Source organism: Streptomyces sp. NPDC091972 (genome assembly GCF_044756385.1).
Taxonomy (GTDB): domain Bacteria; phylum Actinomycetota; class Actinomycetes; order Streptomycetales; family Streptomycetaceae; genus Streptomyces.
This window is the reverse complement of the sequence record NZ_JBIVSV010000007.1, coordinates 479,200-496,830: the sequence shown is the minus strand read 5'-3', so window position 1 is coordinate 496,830 and position 17,631 is coordinate 479,200. Positions and strand designations below refer to the sequence as shown.

16 protein-coding genes are annotated in these 17,631 nt (G+C 69.9%); 9 read left to right on the top strand and 7 right to left on the bottom strand.

Going from position 1 to position 17,631, the window contains the following annotated elements:
* The first annotated feature begins 155 nt into the window (after positions 1-155).
* From ACIQJT_RS23750 to ACIQJT_RS23730, 5 genes are all read left to right on the top strand, one after another.
* A complete protein-coding gene (locus ACIQJT_RS23750; RefSeq protein WP_053847344.1) occupies positions 156-1,421 on the top strand; it encodes an Ig-like domain-containing protein in 1,266 nt (421 codons plus the stop codon).
* A 135-nt stretch (positions 1,422-1,556) separates the two neighbouring features.
* Positions 1,557-3,017, top strand: coding sequence for an ABC transporter permease (locus ACIQJT_RS23745; RefSeq protein WP_402646443.1), 1,461 nt, complete (start codon positions 1,557-1,559; stop codon positions 3,015-3,017).
* Between the two features lie 195 nt (positions 3,018-3,212).
* Positions 3,213-3,896, top strand: a complete 684-nt coding sequence (locus tag ACIQJT_RS23740) for an ABC transporter ATP-binding protein (RefSeq protein ID WP_402646440.1) — start codon at positions 3,213-3,215, stop codon at positions 3,894-3,896.
* Positions 3,897-4,102: 206 nt separating this feature from the next.
* The gene (locus tag ACIQJT_RS23735; RefSeq protein ID WP_365456195.1) at positions 4,103-7,423 is read left to right on the top strand and encodes a S8 family peptidase; all 3,321 of its coding nucleotides are present in this window, start codon (positions 4,103-4,105) and stop codon (positions 7,421-7,423) included.
* Between the two features lie 96 nt (positions 7,424-7,519).
* Positions 7,520-8,290, top strand: coding sequence for an antibiotic biosynthesis monooxygenase (locus tag ACIQJT_RS23730; protein WP_365455522.1), 771 nt, complete (start codon positions 7,520-7,522; stop codon positions 8,288-8,290).
* Positions 8,291-8,296: 6 nt separating this feature from the next.
* Here ACIQJT_RS23730 and ACIQJT_RS23725 read toward each other — a convergent pair whose 3' ends face one another.
* Positions 8,297-9,199: a helix-turn-helix domain-containing protein gene (locus tag ACIQJT_RS23725; RefSeq protein ID WP_402646436.1), complete on the bottom strand. Its 903-nt coding sequence runs from the start codon at positions 9,197-9,199 to the stop codon at positions 8,297-8,299.
* A gap of 178 nt (positions 9,200-9,377) precedes the next feature.
* Between ACIQJT_RS23725 and ACIQJT_RS23720 the strand changes: the two genes are divergently transcribed.
* A complete protein-coding gene (locus tag ACIQJT_RS23720; RefSeq protein ID WP_365455516.1) occupies positions 9,378-10,418 on the top strand; it encodes an NAD(P)-dependent alcohol dehydrogenase in 1,041 nt (346 codons plus the stop codon).
* Between the two features lie 87 nt (positions 10,419-10,505).
* A complete protein-coding gene (locus ACIQJT_RS23715) occupies positions 10,506-10,889 on the top strand; it encodes a VOC family protein (protein ID WP_365455513.1) in 384 nt (127 codons plus the stop codon).
* Between the two features lie 119 nt (positions 10,890-11,008).
* Here ACIQJT_RS23715 and ACIQJT_RS23710 read toward each other — a convergent pair whose 3' ends face one another.
* Together ACIQJT_RS23710 and ACIQJT_RS23705 are read right to left on the bottom strand one after the other, a co-directional pair.
* A complete protein-coding gene (locus ACIQJT_RS23710; RefSeq protein WP_402646431.1) occupies positions 11,009-11,953 on the bottom strand; it encodes a DUF5829 family protein in 945 nt (314 codons plus the stop codon).
* Positions 11,954-12,046: 93 nt separating this feature from the next.
* Complete coding sequence (locus ACIQJT_RS23705) at positions 12,047-13,159, bottom strand: AI-2E family transporter (protein WP_402646429.1); 1,113 nt, start codon at positions 13,157-13,159, stop codon at positions 12,047-12,049.
* A gap of 163 nt (positions 13,160-13,322) precedes the next feature.
* On the opposite strand from ACIQJT_RS23705, the gene msrA (ACIQJT_RS23700) reads away from it, so the two are divergent.
* Positions 13,323-13,835 carry a peptide-methionine (S)-S-oxide reductase MsrA gene (gene msrA, locus ACIQJT_RS23700; RefSeq protein WP_280849619.1) on the top strand — a complete coding sequence of 171 codons (513 nt, stop codon included), beginning with the start codon at positions 13,323-13,325 and terminating at the stop codon, positions 13,833-13,835.
* A 22-nt stretch (positions 13,836-13,857) separates the two neighbouring features.
* Here the strand turns inward: msrA (ACIQJT_RS23700) and ACIQJT_RS23695 are convergent, their stop codons facing one another.
* Complete coding sequence (locus tag ACIQJT_RS23695; RefSeq protein WP_402646425.1) at positions 13,858-14,451, bottom strand: hypothetical protein; 594 nt, start codon at positions 14,449-14,451, stop codon at positions 13,858-13,860.
* A 31-nt stretch (positions 14,452-14,482) separates the two neighbouring features.
* Positions 14,483-15,265: an SDR family oxidoreductase gene (locus ACIQJT_RS23690; RefSeq protein WP_402646423.1), complete on the bottom strand. Its 783-nt coding sequence runs from the start codon at positions 15,263-15,265 to the stop codon at positions 14,483-14,485.
* A 110-nt stretch (positions 15,266-15,375) separates the two neighbouring features.
* On the opposite strand from ACIQJT_RS23690, the gene ACIQJT_RS23685 reads away from it, so the two are divergent.
* On the top strand, positions 15,376-16,167 hold the full coding sequence (locus tag ACIQJT_RS23685) for a helix-turn-helix transcriptional regulator (protein ID WP_402646420.1): 792 nt from the start codon (positions 15,376-15,378) through the stop codon (positions 16,165-16,167).
* A gap of 21 nt (positions 16,168-16,188) precedes the next feature.
* On the opposite strand, the gene ACIQJT_RS23680 is transcribed toward ACIQJT_RS23685, so the two are convergent.
* Entirely contained in the window at positions 16,189-16,782 is a 594-nt protein-coding gene (locus ACIQJT_RS23680) for a DUF4291 domain-containing protein (RefSeq protein WP_402646417.1), read from the bottom strand.
* 120 nt (positions 16,783-16,902) lie between these two features.
* Positions 16,903-17,568 (bottom strand): peptide-methionine (S)-S-oxide reductase MsrA, encoded by a 666-nt coding sequence (msrA, locus tag ACIQJT_RS23675; protein ID WP_402646414.1) that lies wholly within the window; start codon positions 17,566-17,568, stop codon positions 16,903-16,905.
* Positions 17,569-17,631 lie beyond the last annotated feature (63 nt).

Here is a 17,631-nt window from a genome sequence, read left to right as displayed (position 1 = left end):
GTCGTCTCAGGGGTCGCACGGACCGACAGACGCACCTGCCGCCACAGCGGAAGTGGTGTGCCCCACACCTCCTCGCAAGGTGGAACGGGACGAACCGGTCGTAGCGTTTAGGTTTTATTGACGGGGACTCTCGGGGTTTCTGGGATTCGGCAACGATGGAGAAGCGTGTGATGACGGTCAGTAAGCGGCGCAGGGGCCTGACGGTCGCGTCCGCTCTGCTCGGCGGGGTGCTGGTGCTCTCGGCCTGTTCCAGCGGCGACGACTCGTCGTCGAGCGGCGGCGGCAACGACACCTCGCAGGCCAAGGCCGACGAGGCGGCGGCCAAGAAGAGCTCCAAGGCCGAGATCAGGATCACGCCCAAGGACGGCACCGACAACGCCTCCATCAACAACTCCGCCGCCGTCACCGTGAGCAAGGGCACGCTCACCGACGTGACGATGACGACCGCCGACGGCAAGGAGGTCGCCGGCGAGCTGTCCGCCGACCGGACCAGCTGGAAGCCCGACGCCCAGCTGGAGCGCTCGACGACCTACAAGGTCGCCGCGGAGGCCAAGGACGCCGACGGGCTCGCCGCCCACGAGAACGCCTCCTTCACGACGGTCTCCCCGGCCAACAGCTTCATAGGCAACTTCACGCCGGAGAACGGCTCGACCGTCGGCGTGGGCATGCCGGTGTCGATCAACTTCGACAAGGCGATCACCAACAAGGCGGCCGTCCAGAAGGGCATCACCGTCTCCTCCAGCAGCGGTCAGGAGGTCGTCGGTCACTGGTTCAACGCCAACCGCATCGACTTCCGCCCCGAGGACTACTGGAAGGAGAACTCCACCGTCACGCTGAAGCTCGCGCTCGACGGGGTCGAGGGCGCCGACGGCGTCTACGGCGTCCAGCAGAAGACGGTCACCTTCAAGATCGGCCGCAACCAGGTCTCGTACGTCGACGCCAAGACCAAGCAGATGAAGGTCACGCAGAACGGCCAGACGATCAAGACGATCCCGATCTCGGCCGGCTCTCCGGAGAACAAGACGTACGAGGGCACCATGGTGATCTCGGAGAAGTTCAAGGAGACGCGCATGAACGGCGCGACCGTGGGCTTCACCGACGACGACGGCAAGGGCGAGTACGACATCAAGGACGTGCCGCACGCCCTGCGGCTCACCAACTCCGGCACCTTCATGCACGGCAACTACTGGGGCGCCAAGTCCATCTTCGGCTCCGTGAACACCAGCCACGGCTGCGTGGGCCTGTCCGACACCAAGGGCGCCAACGACACCGGCACCGCGGGCTACTGGATGTACACCCACTCGATCGTCGGCGACGTCGTGGTCGTCAAGAACACCGGCGACAAGACGGTGGCCCCGGACAACGGCCTCAACGGCTGGAACCTGAGCTGGGCGGACTGGAAGGCGGGGTCGGCGGTCTGACCCCTAGCCCGTTCACAGCTTTCCGATGCCGTCCTCAGGGGCGGCATCGGTGTTTCCGGGGCCGACCACAGCCTTCTCATGCAGCTCTTATATGGGCCTTATGGAGTCATCACGCGCCGTACCTAGCTTGCGGCCATGTTCTTCACCTACCTGAGGCGCGAACTGCGCCGCCGCAGAAAGGCGGCCCTCGTGGTCGCCTCCGGGCTCGCGCTCGGGATCGCGCTGGTCATCGTGGTCAGTTCCGTGTCGTCCGGCATGGGGAAGGCCCAGGACAAGGTCCTCCAGTCGCTGTACGGGCTGGGCACCGACATGACGGTCACCAAGGCGGCCCAGCCGCAGTCCGGTTCGTCGGACCGGCCGCGCTTCCGGTTCGACGCGCAGGACAACGGCTCCGACGCGGAGCAGAGCAGCGACCGGGTGATGGTCCAGGGCTTCCAGACCCTGTCCTCCTCCACGGTCGCCAAGGTCGGCCGGCAGACCGGCGTCTCGGACGCGGTCGGCGGGCTGAGCCTCCAAGTCGTCAAGATCAACGGCCAGTTCACCCGCGGCCAGTTCCAGCAGAACGGCAACGGGGGCGGTGCGGGCGGCTTCGGCCGCAACGGCGGCGGCACCGGTCAGCCGCAGGGTGAAGTGCAGGGCGGCGGCGCCGACTTCGACGTCGACAACTACTCCGTCTTCGGCACCGACGTCACCAAGACGACCCTCGGCCCGCTGACCTCCTCCAAGATCACCAGCGGCCGCGGGTTCAAGTCGACCGAGACCGACGCCAAGGTCGCCGTCGTGGACTCCGCGTACGCCAAGGAGAAGAAGCTCAAGGTCGGTTCCACCCTCACCGTCAAGAGCGTCAAGTACAAGGTGATCGGCGTCGCCACCGCGGACAGCGGGGACGCGGCCGCCGACGTCTACGTCCCGCTCACCCAGGCGCAGACCCTCAGCGACTCGAAGAACAAGGTCACCACGATCTACGTCAAGGCGACCGACTCCCAGAAGATCGACTCCGTCAAGTCGGCGATCCAGAAGAACATCTCGGGTACGACGGTGACGACCTCGGCGGATCTCGCGGACACCGTGTCGGGCTCGCTGTCGACGGCGTCGTCGCTCGCCTCGAACGTCGGCAAGTGGCTGTCGATCGCCGTGCTCGTCGCCGCGTTCCTCGTCGCCGGACTGCTGACCTCGTCCGCGGTGTCGCGCCGGGTGCGGGAGTTCGGCACGCTCAAGGCGCTGGGCTGGAAGTCGGGACGGGTGACCCGGCAGGTCGTCGGCGAGGCCATGGTCAACGGGCTGCTGGGCGGAGCGCTGGGTATCGCGCTCGGACTCGCGGGGGCGTACGTCGTCACGGCCGTCAGCCCCACCCTGCAAGCGCAGTTGGGCGGGGGCGGCGGCGGAGCGGGCGGTCCCGGTGGCGGCGGCTTCGGCGGCCCCGGACGCCGGGTGGCCGCCAGGACGCTGGACGTGGCCCTGACCGCCCCGGTCAGCCTCACGACAGTGGCGGTCGCGGTCGGCCTGGCGGTGGCCGGCGGTCTCGTCGCCGGGGCGTTCGGCGGCTGGCGCGCGTCGCGGTTGCGGCCGGCGGACGCGTTGCGCCGAGTCGAGTAGCGGGCGTCCGCCGCGGTGCCGGTGTGCCGGTGTGCCGGTGCGCCCACGGATGTGCCTCGCCTTGTGGTCTCGCGGGTGCGGGTGCGCCGTGGCCGGTCGCGCAGTTCCCCGCGCCCCCAGGCAGCGCGATCAACCCACCACCGGGCCGGCAGCCGGCACCACACACCCCGAACCCCACCCATCCAGGAGCTCACCATGTACGAACTCAGAGGCGTCACCAAGCGCTACACCCGGGGCAAGGACACCGTCGACGCGCTCGCCGGTGTGGACCTCACCATCGCCGACGGGGATCGCCTCGTCATCCAGGGCCCCACCGGCGGCGGCAAGTCCACTCTCCTCCAGATGCTCGGCGGACTCGACAAGCCCACCGAGGGCGAAGTCGTGCTGGACGGCACCGACCTGGCGAGACTGTCGGAGGCCCGGCTGACCAAGGTCCGCAGCGAGAACATCGGCTTCGTCTTCCAGTCCTTCAACCTCATCCCCACCCTCACCGCCCAGGAGAACGTCGAGACCGCCCTCGTACCCCTCGGCGTCAAGGTGAGGGAGCGGCGGGAGCGGGCGGCGGAGGCCCTCGGCTCCGTAGGGCTCGGGGAGCGGCTCAGGCACCTGCCCTCGGAGCTGTCCGGCGGACAGCAGCAGCGCGTCGCCATCGCCCGCGCCCTCGTCAAGCAGCCGAAGGTGCTCCTCGCCGACGAACCCACCGGCAACCTCGACGAGTCGATGCGCGACGAGATCATGGACGTGCTCGAACGCATGTGGAAGGAGCTGGGCCTGACCTTCGTCATGGTCACCCACGACTCGGCCATCGCGAGGAAGGCCCCCCGCCTCGCCACGATCCGCAAGGGCCGGATCACGGTGAAGGAGAACGCCGCCTCCTGACGGGCGGACATGCCCAACTCCCCTTGAACCCGGCGGTCTTGTAACAGACTTTGCTGTCGGGGAGTTGTCTATTGAGGTCGTGATCACCCCTCGGCATACTGCGAGCACCGGGGGGTGCGCGCATACGTGTGTGCGAGTCTGCCCCCCGCCCGGGTGAACGGGGAATTCACCCGGTCCTTCTGCAAGGGGGAAACTTGCGCAGACAAGTGAAAAAGGCATGCGCGGCCACGATCGCCACGGCGGCCGCGGTAGCGCTCGCGGCGGGCATGACCAGCCCGGCGTCGGCGGACGCGCAGCGGACGGCGAACGTCTCGCAGTCGAACAAGGCGCAGCTCACGCCCAAGCACCGCATCACCCTGATCACCGGTGACCGCGTCGTCGTGGACGCCAAGGGCCGTGTCGTGGGCCTGGAGCCCGCGAAGGGCCGCGAGCACATACCGGTGCAGCTCCGCAAGGCCGACGGCCACACCTACGTGCTGCCGTCCGACGTGGTCCGCCTGGTGTCGAGCGGCAAGCTCGACCAGCGGCTGTTCGACGTCACCGAGCTCAACAAGGCCGCCACCCGCAAGTCCCAGAGCAAGGGACTGAAGGTGATCGTCGGCTACAAGGGCGCAGCGAGCGCGGCCAAGGACGACGTCCGGGACGCGGGCACCCTCCGCCACTCCCTGACCTCGCTGAACGCCGACGCCGTGCAGACGCCGCAGGAGGACGCGCCCGAGCTGTGGGCCGCGGTCACCAACGGCGACAGGACCGCCTCCGGCATCGCGCACGTCTGGCTCGACGGCGTCCGCAAGGCCAGCCTCGACAAGTCCGTGCCGCAGATCGGCGCGCCGACCGCCTGGGCCAAGGGCTACGACGGCAAGGGCGTCAAGATCGCCGTCCTGGACACCGGTGTCGACGCGACCCACCCGGACCTCAAGGACCAGGTCGTCGCGGCGAAGAACTTCTCGACCTCCGCCGACGCGACCGACAAGTTCGGCCACGGCACCCACGTCGCCTCCATCGCGGCCGGCACCGGCGCGAAGTCCGGCGGCAAGTACAAGGGTGTGGCGCCGGGCGCCAAGCTCCTCAACGGCAAGGTGCTCAGCGACGACGGCTACGGCGAGGACTCCCAGATCCTCGCCGGCATGGAGTGGGCGGCCGAGCAGGGCGCCGACGTCGTCAACCTCAGCCTCGGCGGCGGCGACACCCCCGAGATCGACCCGCTGGAAGCCGAGGTCAACAAGCTCTCGCAGACCAAGGGCATCCTGTTCGCCATCGCCGCCGGCAACGAGGGCGACTTCGGCGACCAGACCATCGGCTCCCCGGGCAGCGCCGCCTCCGCCCTGACCGTCGGCGCGGTCGACGACAAGGACAAGCTGGCGTCCTTCTCCAGCACCGGCCCCGGCCTCGACGGGCAGATCAAGCCCGACGTGACCGCGCCCGGCGTGGACATCACCGCGGCCGCCGCTCCCGGCAGCCTCATCGCCAAGGAGGTCGGCGAGAAGCCCGCCGGCTACCTCACCATCTCCGGTACGTCGATGGCGACCCCGCATGTCGCGGGCGCGGCGGCGATCCTCAAGCAGGAGCACCCGGACTGGGGCTACGCCGAGCTGAAGGGTGCGCTGGCCGGCTCCGCCAAGGGCGGCAAGTACACCCCGTTCCAGCAGGGTTCGGGCCGCGTCCAGGTCGACAAGGCCATCAAGCAGACCGTCATCGCCGACCCGGTGTCGGTGAGCTTCGGCACGCAGCAGTGGCCGCACACCGACGACAAGCCGGTCACCGAGCAGGTGACGTACCGCAACCTCGGTACCAAGGACGTCACGCTGAAGCTGTCGTCGACGGCCACCAACCCGAAGGGACAGGCCGCTCCGGCCGGCTTCTTCAAGCTGGGCGCCACCACGGTGACGGTCCCGGCGGGCGGCAAGGCCTCCGTCGACGTCACCGTCAACACCAAGCTGGGCGGCACCCTCGACGGCGCCTACTCGGCGTACGTCACCGCCACGGGCGACGGCCAGACCGTGCGCACGGCGGCGGGGGTGCAGCGGGAGGTCGAGTCGTACGACGTCACGCTGAACGTCCTCGACCGTGACGGCAAGCCGACCAAGAACTACGGCGCGGACCTGTCCGGCATCTCCGGCCTCGCGAACGGCAAGTGGTTCACGCCGTACGACGAGGACGGCTCGGTCACCGTCCGTGTGCCCAAGGGCGGCTACATCCTCAACTCCGCCTACTTCGTGGACCCGGAGGACGCCGCCAAGGGCGCCGACTGGCTGGTCCAGCCGAAGCTGAACGTCACCAGGAACACGACGATCACGCTGGACGCCCGCAAGGCCAAGCCGGTCGACATCACCGTGCCCGACGCGGCCGCCAAGTCGGAGTTCGCCTCCCCCGGCTTCCAGATCGACACGCCCAACGGCGGGTTCGGCTACGGCTGGTTCCTGAACTCGTACGCGGGCTTCCGTACCGCGCACTTCGGTCCGCAGGTGACCGACGGCTCGCTCAGCGAGCAGTTCGACGGCCACTGGAGCAAGGGCGCCACCGAGCAGTACGACACCGTGGCCGGCGGCAAGGTGAAGCAGTTCGCCACCGGCTACACCAAGCACTACAAGGCGAGCGAGCTGGCCAAGGTGAAGGTCGGCCTGGGCGCGGCGGCGAGCGGCAAGAAGGGCTCCGTCAACGCCGTGGGCTGGCTGCCCGGCTCCTTCTCCGCCTCCTCGATCGGCATCCAGCAGACCCTGCCCAGCACCCGCACCCTGCACCTCTCCACCACCAGCGGGGTCAAGTGGGAGATGGACTTCGAGCAGGACAGCGGTGTCGACCCGGACGGCTTCCCGATCGCCGACGCGTTCTACACGCTCGGTGCCGCGCAGTCCTTCCAGGGCGGCAAGTCCTACAGCAAGACCTTCAACACCGCGGTCTTCGGCCCGCATCTCAACGCCACCTTCGGTCTGTACCGCGACGGCAACGAGATCTTCGGCTCCCTGCCGCTGTTCGCGGACGGCAAGGGCCACGCCGGCTCCTCGGTGTTCACCTCGGTGAACACCACGCTGTACAAGAACGGCGTCAAGGTCGGCTCGAACGACGACCCGCTGTTCGGCGAGAAGACCTTCAAGGTCCCGTCCGGCCAGGCCTCGTACAAGCTGACGGCCTCGGTCAAGCGCAGCGTCAAGGTCGCGGCGGCCTCCACCCGCATCGACGCGAGCTGGACGTTCTCGTCCAAGAAGACCGCCGATCTGACCAAGCTGCCCGCCTCCACGGTCCGCTTCAACGCGGCCACGGGACTGGACAGCAGGGTCGAGGCCGGCAAGACGGTCAAGATCCCGCTGACCGTCGAGGGCTCCGCCAAGGGCTCCAACCTGAAGTCCCTCGCGGTGTACGTGTCGTACGACTACGGCCAGACCTGGAAGAAGGTCACGGTCTCGGGCGGCAAGATCACCGTGAAGAACCCGGCGAAGGGGAAGGCCATCTCCTTCCACGCCAAGATCGCCGACAAGAAGGGCAACAAGTCGACGATCTCGATCTACAACGCGTACTACGCGAAGTGATCCACGCGCGACGCTAGTCGGGGCCCGCCGGAAGCACCCTTTCCGGCGGGCCCTTCGCGCTGTGCTTCCGGTCGCCGGCCGTGTTTGAGTGGCCGTATGACCACAGAGACCGTCGAGTACATCCGCTACCGCATCCCGGAAGACCGCTCGGCGGAGTTCCTGTCCGCCTACACCCACGCCTCCGCCCAGCTCGCGGCGGCCCCGCAGTGCGTCGACTACGAACTGGCGCGCTGCGAGGAGGACTTCGAGCACTACGTGCTGCGCATCACCTGGACCTCCACCGAGGACCATCTGGAGGGCTTCCGCAAATCGGAGCTCTTCCCGGACTTCCTCGCCGAGATCCAGCCGTACGTCGGGAGCATCGAGGAGATGCGCCACTACAAGCCGACCACGGTCCGCGGCCGGGGCGCGGCCGTGCCCACCCTGTTCGCGTGGGCGGGCGGCGCGGAGGCCTTCGGCCGGCTCACCACGGTGTTCTACGAGAAGGTCCTGGCCGACGACCTGCTGGCCCCGGTGTTCGCGGGCCTGGCCCCCGACCACGCCGAGCACGTCGCCCTGTGGCTCGCCGAGGTCTTCGGCGGCCCGACCGCCTACTCGGAGACCCAGGGCGGCCACGGCCACATGGTCGCCAAGCACCTCGGCCGCGACATCACCGAGCCGCAGCGGCGCCGCTGGGTGAACCTCATCCAGGACGCCGCCGACGAGGCCGGCCTGCCCACCGACGCGGAGTTCCGCTCGGCGTTCCTCGCCTACGTCGAGTGGGGCACCCGGCTCGCGGTGCACTTCTCCGGACCGGACGCCAAGCCGCCCGCGGAGCAGCCCGTGCCGAAGTGGAACTGGGGGGCCGCGCCGCCGTACCGGGGCTGAGCCGCGTCAGGAGTGCGCGGACTCGCCCGCCCGGGTCGCGTCCGCGCCCCAGCTCGCCAGCAGCCTGAGCGCGTCGGCCGACGGGGTGCCCGGTTCCGCGTGGTAGGTGACCAGGGCCTGCCCGGTGCCGTCGGACAGGGGGAACGACTCGAAGTGCAGGGTCAGATCACCGACCAGCGGGTGGCGGAGCTGCTTGACGCCGAAGTTCTTCTCCTTGACGTCGTGCGTGGCCCACAGCCGCCTGAACTCCTCGCTCTTGACGGACAGTTCGCCCACCAGTGCGGACAGCCTGGGGTCGTCCGGATGGCAGCCCGCGTCCATGCGCAGATAGCTGACCATGTCGGTCGCCTTCTGCTCCCACGGCACGAACAGCTCGCGGTACTCCGGCCGCAGGAACACCAGCCGGGCCCAGTTGCGTTCCTGCACCGGCAGCTCCGACCAGTCGCCGAAGACCGCCGCCGCCATCCGGTTCCAGGCGAGGATGTCCGAACGCCGCCCCGACACGTACGCCGGGACGTCCATCGAGTCCAGCAGGTGCCGGATCGACCTGCGCACCTGCTCGGTCCGCGCGGCCGGCTTCTTCTTGTGCCGCATGGGCTTCGCCAGGTGCGTCAGGTGCGCGTGCTCGGCGTCCGTCAGCCGCAGGGCGCGGGCGATCGAGTCGAGGACCTCCGTCGAGACGTTCCGGCCGTTGCCCTGCTCCAGGCGGGTGTAGTACGCCACGGAGACGCCCGCCAGCTGCGCCAGCTCCTCCCGGCGCAGTCCCGGCACCCTGCGGTGCCGCCCGAAGTCCGGCAGTCCCACGTCCTCCGGCTTCAGCCGGGCCCGCCGGGTGCGCAGGAACTCGCTGAGCTCGGCACGCCGGTCCAGTGAGCCGCTTCCGGGCAGTTCCTCGGCCATCTCGTCCATACGTCAAGTATTCACGGTCGTACGTCCACCATCATGTCCCCGCCAGTGGTAGGAACAGCGGACGTACGCAAAGCTGTGGCCTGGGTGGATCACGATTCGCTGGGCACTCTGGGGATCGTGCCCGGACGGATGGACAGAAGGCAGCCGGGCACGGACCCCTCGCTAGGAGAACCCGGGCATGACCACTGTCGCCGCATACGCCGCCCCCGCCGCGAAGGCTCCCCTGGAGCGCACCACCATCGAGCGCCGGGCGGTCCGTGAGCATGACGTCCTGATCGACATCAAGTTCGCCGGCATCTGCCACTCCGACATCCACCAGGCCCGTGAGGGCTGGGGCGAGGCCATCTTCCCGATGGTCCCGGGCCACGAGATCGCGGGCATCGTCTCCGAGGTCGGCCCCGGCGTCACCAAGTTCAAGGTGGGCGACCGGGTGGGCGTCGGCTGCATGGTCGACTCGTGCGGTGAGTGCGAGAACTGCAAGGCCGGCATGGAGCAGCACTGCGTCCAGGGCAACGTCCCCACGTACAACGGCATCGGCAAGGACGGCGAGCCCACCTACGGCGGCTACTCCGAGAAGGTCGTCGTCGACGAGAACTACGTCGTCCGCATCCCCGAGGGCCTGTCCCTCGACGAGGCCGCCCCGCTGCTGTGCGCCGGCATCACCACCTACTCCCCGCTCAAGAAGTGGGGCGCCGGCCCCGGCAAGAAGGTCGCCGTGATCGGCCTGGGCGGTCTCGGCCACATGGGCGTCAAGATCGCGCACGCGCTGGGTGCCGAGGTCACCGTCCTCTCCCAGTCCCTGCGCAAGAAGGACGACGGCCTCAAGCTGGGCGCCGACCACTACTACGCCACCAGCGACGAGAACACCTTCGAGGAGCTGGCGGGCACCTTCGACCTGATCCTCTCCACGGTCTCGGCCCCGCTGGACTTCGGCGCGTACCTCGGCCTGCTCAAGACGGGCGGCGCGCTGGTCAACGTCGGCGCCCCCGAGGAGCCGATCTCCCTGAACCTGTTCTCGCTCATCGGCGGCAACAAGACCCTCGCCGGTTCCATGATCGGCGGCATCGCCGAGACCCAGGAGATGCTGGACTTCTGCGCCGAGCACGCCATCGGCGCCGAGATCGAGCTGATCGCCGCGTCGGAGATCAACGAGGCGTACGAGCGGGTCGTCAACAGCGACGTCCGCTACCGCTTCGTGATCGACACGGCGACGATCTGACCCACCCGGCAGGAACGAAGGGCCCCGGTCTCACGCCGGGGCCCTTCGCCGTACTCCACGGAGTACGGTCGGAACGAGGAGGCAGCGATGACCGTCCGGCTGAACCACACCATCGTCGCCGCGCGCGACAAGCACGCCTCGGCCCGCTTCCTGGCCGACATCCTGGGACTGACGGTGAGCCCGCAGTACGGCCCCTTCGTCCCGGTCGAGATCCCCAACGGCGTGACCCTCGACTACCTGGACACGACCGAGGGGATCACGCCGCAGCACTACGCGTTCCTCGTCTCCGAGGACGACTTCGACACGATCTTCGCCCGTGTCCGGGAGGCGGGGCTGACGTACTGGGCGGACCCCTTCCACCACCGCCCCGGCGAGATCAACCACAACGACGGCGGCCGCGGCGTGTACTTCGACGACCCGGACGGCCACCGGCTGGAGATCCTCACGCGCCCGTACGGCAGCGGGGGCTGAGGGTTCCGCGTCCGTACGGCAGCGGGGGCTGAGGGTTCCGCGTCCGTACGGCAGCGGGGGCTGAGGGTTCCCGGTCCCTTCGCCCAAAGCCCCCGCTGCCTGCGGGTGCCGGTGCGTGCCTACCGGGTGCCGTTGGCCGCGAACGTCCACACGGCCCGGCTGCCGGGGCCGACCGTCAGGGTCGAGTGACCGATCTGCTCCACGTGCCGGTCCTTCACGGGCCTGTTGAGTGACATCTCGACCCGCTGGAGACCCGCCCGCTCACGCGGGACGGCGTCGAACCGGATCGTGGTGCCGCCGCCCTGCGCGACGACGCCCCCGCCGGTCACGCTCTTGACGGCGAACCCGCCGGCCCGCAGCAGCGGCACGGTGTCGGCGAGGTCGCCCTCGGTGACCGCGATGCGGACGGAGGTCACGTCACGCATCAGGTGGGTGCGGTAGTCGTCGGACAGCACCCGCTCCCGGCCCACGTCACCGGGGAAGCCGGCCGGCTCGGTGTTGCTGCGGGGGTCGGCGAAGTACTCGGGCCGGTACTCCATCGCCCAGGCGCCGAAGGCGTCGTACTCGGTGGCGGTGAGGATGGCGTCGAACCACGGCACGGGCACCCCGTCGCCGAAGTCCCGGGTCTGGAGGAACTCGACGGGGTCGGCGACCCCCTCGTTCCTCAGCCGTTCGGTGACCGTCGCCAGGTCCCCGTCCCGTTCGGTGGACAGGCCCAGCCCGGCGGAGCCGAGGGTGCCGTCCGGGCCGGCGATGTCACCGACTCCGAACAGTTCGAGGTAGGTCTCGCGGCCCATGAGGTAGCGGCCGGTCCAGGTCTGCCCGCCGGCACCGGTGGTGGTGCGGACCAGGAAGTTGGCGAAGTCCTTCAAGTAGTCGGAGTGCTCGATCGCGTCGGCGGTCTCCCGGTCGAGAACGCCGTAGGAGTGGTTGTAGAACAGCAACTGCCCGTCGGAGGAGGACCGGCTCCCGTCTGCCTGTGCCGTCCCCACAGCGCCTCCGAGCGCCGCGGCGAGAGCCAGGACGAGCACGACGGCTGTCCGTAATATCCGTTGAATCCGCATGCGGGCGATCGTAGGGCGGGGATGCCGCGGCCGCGGTTCCTTTTCAACGGGGTCGAAATGATTGACACCCGGGGCCCGACGAGGTGCCGCCCCTCAGGAGGCGGCGACGCCGCTCTCCGGCTCGTCGGTGCCGGGATCCTGGGGCGGCTCCTGGAGCTGCTCGCGTACGTAACCCCAGATCACCGCGATCAGCGCGGCGACCGGCACCGCGAGCAGACTGCCCACGATTCCGGCGAGACTGCCGCCCAACGTCACCGCCAGCAGGATCACCGCCGCGTGCAGACCGAGTCCCCGGCTCTGGATCATGGGCTGGAACACGTTGCCCTCGAGTTGCTGCACCACGACGATGATGGCCAGCACGATCAGCGCGTCCATCAGGCCGTTGGAGACGAGTGCGATGAGCACCGCGACGAACCCGGCGAAGAAGGCGCCGATGATCGGCACGAACGCGGAGACGAAGGTCAGCACCGCCAGCGGGAGCACCAGCGGCACCCCCAGGATCCACAGACCGAGGCCGATGAGAACCGCGTCGATGAGGCCGACGGCCGCCTGGGACCGCACGAAGGAGCCCAGCGTGTCCCAGCCGCGCGCGGCCACGGTCGGCACGTCGGTGGCGAGCCGGCCGGGCAGCTGGCGGGCCAGCCACGGCAGGAACCGCGGGCCGTCCTTGAGGAAGAAGAACATCAGGAACACGGCCAGGACGGCGGTGACCAGGCCGTTCACCACGGTGCTCACTCCGGTGACGACCGCGCCGACCATGCTGCCGAGACCGTCCTGCGCGCGGGAGACCGCGGTGTCGAAGGCCTTGTCGATCTGGGCGTCACCGATGTTCAACGGCGGTCCGGCGGCCCACTCGCGCACCTTCTGGACGCCGTCGACCACCCCGTCGGTCAGGTCGCCGGACTGGGACGCCACCGGCACCGCGATCAGCGCCACCACGCCCGCGGCGACCAGCAGCGACAGCACGGTCACCGTCGAGGCGGCGAGAGCGGGACCCCACCCGCGGCGCAGCAGGAAGCGGGTCGGCGGCCAGGTCAGCGTGGTCAGCAGCAGACCGATCACCAGCGGCCAGACCACGGACCACGTGCGGCCCAGGAGCCACAGGGCCACCGCGAGCAGGAGCAATATGAGCAGCAACTCCGCGGAGACCCGCGCCGACGTGCGCAGCGCGGCGCGGGTTCTCGTGGAACTCAGGTTGGCAGTCACTGGGGCACCTTATGGGCAACCACGTCACACAGGCACCATGGCTGCGTGATCGGTCGGCCGTGGAATCGCCCGGCTCCCTCGCGCGTTGAGGAGGGAGCGGGCCGGGGGACACCGGCGGTGTGCCGGTCGGCCGGCCCGCGTGAGCAGATATGGGAGGACAGCGATGGCTGCGCAGACACAGAGGGCTGTGCTGGCGGGCGGATGCTTCTGGGGCATGGAGGAGCTGATCCGCCGGCTTCCGGGCGTGACGGCGACCCGGGTCGGCTACACCGGGGGTGACGTGCCGAACGCCACCTACCGCAACCACGGCACGCACGCGGAGGCCATCGAGATCCTCTTCGACCCCGAGCAGACCGACTACCGCACGCTCCTGGAGTTCTTCTTCCAGATCCACGACCCGAGCACCAAGAACCGCCAGGGCAACGACATCGGCCTCAGCTACCGTTCGGCGATCTACTACGTCGACGACGAGCAGAAGCGGATCGCCGAGGACACCATCGCGGACGTGGACGCCTCCGGACTGTGGCCGGGCAAGGTCGTCACCGAGGTGGAGCCGGTCGGTCCCTTCTGGGAGGCCGAGCCCGAGCACCAGGACTACCTCCAGCGTTACCCGGACGGCTACACCTGCCACTTCCCCCGCCCCGGCTGGCGGCTGCCGGCCCGCGCGGACGGCTGACGGCCGCCCCGTCCCGTTTCCTTCAGGCACCCTCCGGACGCGTCCACAGCGTCACATCGCTGCTGGTCGCCACGGCGAGCGTACGTCCGGAGGGGGAGAAGCCGACGGCCCGGAGCTCGGACCAGTCGGAGTGGAAGACGTGCCACCACCGCTCGCCGTGCGGATCGCGGTGGGGCATGCCGCTGCCGTGGGAGAGCAGGACACGGTGGTGGGGCCAGTCCGGCGAGACGACCTGCACGCACCAGCCGTCGCCGGTGGTCGAGTGCAGCCCGCCGCCGAACAGCCCGGCGATGTGCACCCTGCTGCCGGTGAGCGGTCCGAGGCCCGGGCAGGTCAGGTCCGCGGCCGCGTCCGGGGTACTGCTTTCCGGATCGGGATCGTGATCCCGCGCGATCTTCTCGCCGGTGACGGCGTCGAAGAGACCGTGACCGGCGGACGAGACGACCATCACCAGGTCGCCGCCGCTGTCCGGATGCGTCGCGAACCCGATCCCGAGCAGTCCTCCGACCGCGGCACAGGACTCGAACACCGGTCGCCAGGGAGCGGGCGCGGGGAGGACAGGGACCGCCGCGAGCCGGTCGCGCAGGTCCCGCTGGTAGGGGGATAGTCCGGTCACCCCGCCATGATCCCTCCCCGGCGGGCCGCGCTCAGCCCTGCGCGGTGGGCCGTACGACGACCTCGCTCACGTCGACCGCCGCGGGCTGTTCGACGGCGAACGCGATGGCACGGGCGATCGCGTCGGGCGGAATGGCGATCTCGTCCCGCATCCTCGTGATCTCCGCCCTGACCCGGCTGTTGGAGGACGCCTCGGCGAACTCGGTCGCGATCGGCCCGGGTGAGACGGTGGTCACCCGCACGGACGGTCCCGCCTCCTGGCGCAGCCCTTCGCAGATGGCCCGGACCGCGAACTTCGTACCCGCGTAGACCGCCATGGTCGGCACGACACGGAACGCGGCCGTCGAGGCGACGGTGACGAAGTGACCCCCGCCCTGCTCCCGGAAGACCGGCAGTGCGGCACCGATCCCGTGCAGCACCCCCTTCACATTGACGTCGACCATGTGGTCCCACTCCTCGACCCGCAGATCGTCGAGGGGTGAGATGGTGCCGACCCCGGCGTTGCCGACGAGTACGTCGAGCCGCCCGAACGACGCACGGGCCAGCGCGACCAGGGCGTGCAGGTCGTCCCGGCGGGTCACGTCGGTGCGGATCTGTACGGCCGTGCCGCCCGCCTTCTCGATCCGCGCGGCCAGCTCCGCGAGCCGCTCGGTGCGGCGCGCCCCGAGGACGAGCCGGGCCCCGCGTTCGGCCAGCAGGAGAGCGGTCGCCTCCCCTATACCGCCGCTCGCGCCGGTGACGGCCACGACTTTGCCCCGGATTCCCGGTACTTCCTGGGAGCCCTGGCTTCCTTGGAGTGCTTGTGCTTGCGGCATGCCGACGTCCTCATCTCCGCAGACCCGGTCCGGCCCGCTCACCCCCAGTCTCGACCGGGCTTAGCCTGGTATCCAGAGCCTGCTTATCCTGGAACCGAAGGTGCCACGCCATGCCCGAGCAGTCCGACCGGCGCCGTCAGCTCGGCGCCTTCCTCCGCACCCGCAGGGAACGCCTCACTCCCGACGACGTCGGCCTGCCCCGCACCGGCCGGCGCCGGACCCCGGGGCTGCGCCGGGAGGAACTCGCCCTGCTCGCCGGGATGAGCGCCACCTGGTACACGTACCTGGAGCAGGGCCGCGACATCCGCGCCTCCGAGCAGGTCCTGAACGCCCTCGCACAGGCCCTGCGGCTCGACGCGCACGAGCGTGACCACCTGTTCCGCCTGGCCGGCCACGGACCGACGACACCGGGACCGGACGAACCTGAGCCGCTCACCCCGGAGGCGGCCGCGGTCCCGCACCTGCTCCAGCCGAACCCGGCGTACGTCATCGCGGGCAACTACGACGTCCTCAGCCACAACCAGGCGACGGAAGACCTCTTCGAACGGCTCGTCACCGACTCCGGCCGGCCGCCCAACTTCGTCCGCTGGACCTTCCTGGAGCCGGCCGCCCGAGCAGTCCTCCTCGACTGGGAACCCGAGGCCCGCGGCCTCCTCGCCCGCCTCCGCACGCTGTCCAGCCGCCACCCCGGCGATCCCTGCTACACCCGTCTGGTGGAGGAACTGCACGACGGCAGTCCCCACGTTCGGTCCTGGTGGCCCCGCTACGACGTCCAGCCCCGCCACAGCGGCCGCAAACGCCTTTGCCACCCCCGGAACGGCCCGACCGAGTACGCATACACGGCCTTCCACCTGGCCGAACATCCGGAACAGACACTCGTGGTCTACACCGCCGACGGGTGACCGGCGCTCGCAGCCGACCCGTCACCCCAGGAGGTGGGCGAGCTGTGCGTCGTCGACGGGCCAGGGGCGTTCCCGCGGCAGCAGCCGGCTCGCGGAGGCCGGGTCACCACCACGGACGAGGGCGTGGATCTCGTGGGCCAGCGGGGTCACGTCCCGGACGGCGACCGTCCATTCGTCCGCGTAGCGCCGCACGGCCTCACCGGAGAGCCCGACCTGCAGGGACCGGTACGGAAGGGACCGGAGGTGCACATCCCGCTCGGGGTCCCACTGCACGCGGACAGGCGCACGCTTCAACTGGCGCTGCCAGGCGGCCCGGTCGGAGTGGAGGCCGGGCACATAGTGCGACAGACACGCGTGGCGCAGCGCCCACTCGAAGCCGTCACGGCTGATCTCGACAGCGAGGACGGTCTCCTGCCCCGCCTTGGATCCCCAGCCGCAGCGGTACATCATCCACAGGAACGACGGCTTGATCCACGTCATCCTGTCGCGCTTCCACGCGGCGGGGAAACGGCCCTCCTGGACGGCGGGCAGGCCGATCTCCGGGGCGTACGCCTGGTAGACGGTGATCGTGGACGGCGTGTGCAGCGCGCGGATCCTGTGCAGCGGTTCGCTCATGGGGTACAGGGTGCGATCGCGTGAACCCGCGAGCCATCCATTTTCGATCGCAGCTGTCGCCGAGACCCTGACCGGCCGGGCAGGGGGCACTTCAAGGCCGAGCGAAGGTCCCCTGCGACGTCAGTCTGCGGTCCTGGCCACGCCGATCGGACAGGACACGCCCGTCCCGCCGATCCCGCAGTACCCCGCCGGGTTCTTGTCGAGGTACTGCTGGTGGTAGCTCTCCGCCGGGTAGAACGGGCGGCTCTCCGCGGGCAGGATCTCGGTGGTGATCGTGCGGTGGCCCGAGGCCGTCAGGACTCGCTGGTAGGCGGCGCGGGAGGCCTCGGCCGCCGCTGCCTGCTCGGGGCCGTGGGTGTGGATCGCCGAGCGGTACTGGGTGCCCACGTCGTTGCCCTGGCGGAAGCCCTGGGTGGGGTCGTGGGACTCCCAGAAGGTCTTCAGGAGGCGCTCGTACGAGACGAGGGCGGGGTCGAAGACCACCCGGACCACCTCGGTGTGGCCGGTGAGACCCGAGCAGACCTCCTCGTACACGGGGTTCTCGGTGTGGCCGCCCTGGTAGCCGACCAGGGTCGTCCAGACCCCCGCCGGCAGCTGCCAGAACTTGCGCTCCGCACCCCAGAAGCAGCCCATGCCGAAGTCCGCGATCCGGTACCCCTCGGGGTAGGGGCCGAGCAGCGGGGTGCCGAGCACGGTGTGCCGGTCCGGAAGCGCGAACGCCGGATGGGAGCGGCCCTTCAGCGCCTGCTCGGGGGTGGGCAGGACGGGCGTACGGCCGAACAGCATGGGGTGGGCTCCTTCGTTCGTGCGTGCCGGGCGGGTGTGCGGGGCGGCACCGGCAGCAACCGA

Coding starts and splice junctions, on each gene's coding strand:
- ACIQJT_RS23750 (WP_053847344.1), top strand. CDS start 156: ATGGAGAAGCGTGTGATGACGGTCAGTAAGCGGCGCAGGGGCCTGACG.
- ACIQJT_RS23745 (WP_402646443.1), top strand. CDS start 1,557: ATGTTCTTCACCTACCTGAGGCGCGAACTGCGCCGCCGCAGAAAGGCG.
- ACIQJT_RS23740 (WP_402646440.1), top strand. CDS start 3,213: ATGTACGAACTCAGAGGCGTCACCAAGCGCTACACCCGGGGCAAGGAC.
- ACIQJT_RS23730 (WP_365455522.1), top strand. CDS start 7,520: ATGACCACAGAGACCGTCGAGTACATCCGCTACCGCATCCCGGAAGAC.
- ACIQJT_RS23725 (WP_402646436.1), bottom strand. CDS start 9,199: ATGGACGAGATGGCCGAGGAACTGCCCGGAAGCGGCTCACTGGACCGG.
- ACIQJT_RS23720 (WP_365455516.1), top strand. CDS start 9,378: ATGACCACTGTCGCCGCATACGCCGCCCCCGCCGCGAAGGCTCCCCTG.
- ACIQJT_RS23715 (WP_365455513.1), top strand. CDS start 10,506: ATGACCGTCCGGCTGAACCACACCATCGTCGCCGCGCGCGACAAGCAC.
- ACIQJT_RS23710 (WP_402646431.1), bottom strand. CDS start 11,953: ATGCGGATTCAACGGATATTACGGACAGCCGTCGTGCTCGTCCTGGCT.
- msrA (WP_280849619.1), top strand. CDS start 13,323: ATGGCTGCGCAGACACAGAGGGCTGTGCTGGCGGGCGGATGCTTCTGG.
- ACIQJT_RS23690 (WP_402646423.1), bottom strand. CDS start 15,265: ATGCCGCAAGCACAAGCACTCCAAGGAAGCCAGGGCTCCCAGGAAGTA.
- ACIQJT_RS23685 (WP_402646420.1), top strand. CDS start 15,376: ATGCCCGAGCAGTCCGACCGGCGCCGTCAGCTCGGCGCCTTCCTCCGC.
- ACIQJT_RS23680 (WP_402646417.1), bottom strand. CDS start 16,782: ATGAGCGAACCGCTGCACAGGATCCGCGCGCTGCACACGCCGTCCACG.
- msrA (WP_402646414.1), bottom strand. CDS start 17,568: ATGCTGTTCGGCCGTACGCCCGTCCTGCCCACCCCCGAGCAGGCGCTG.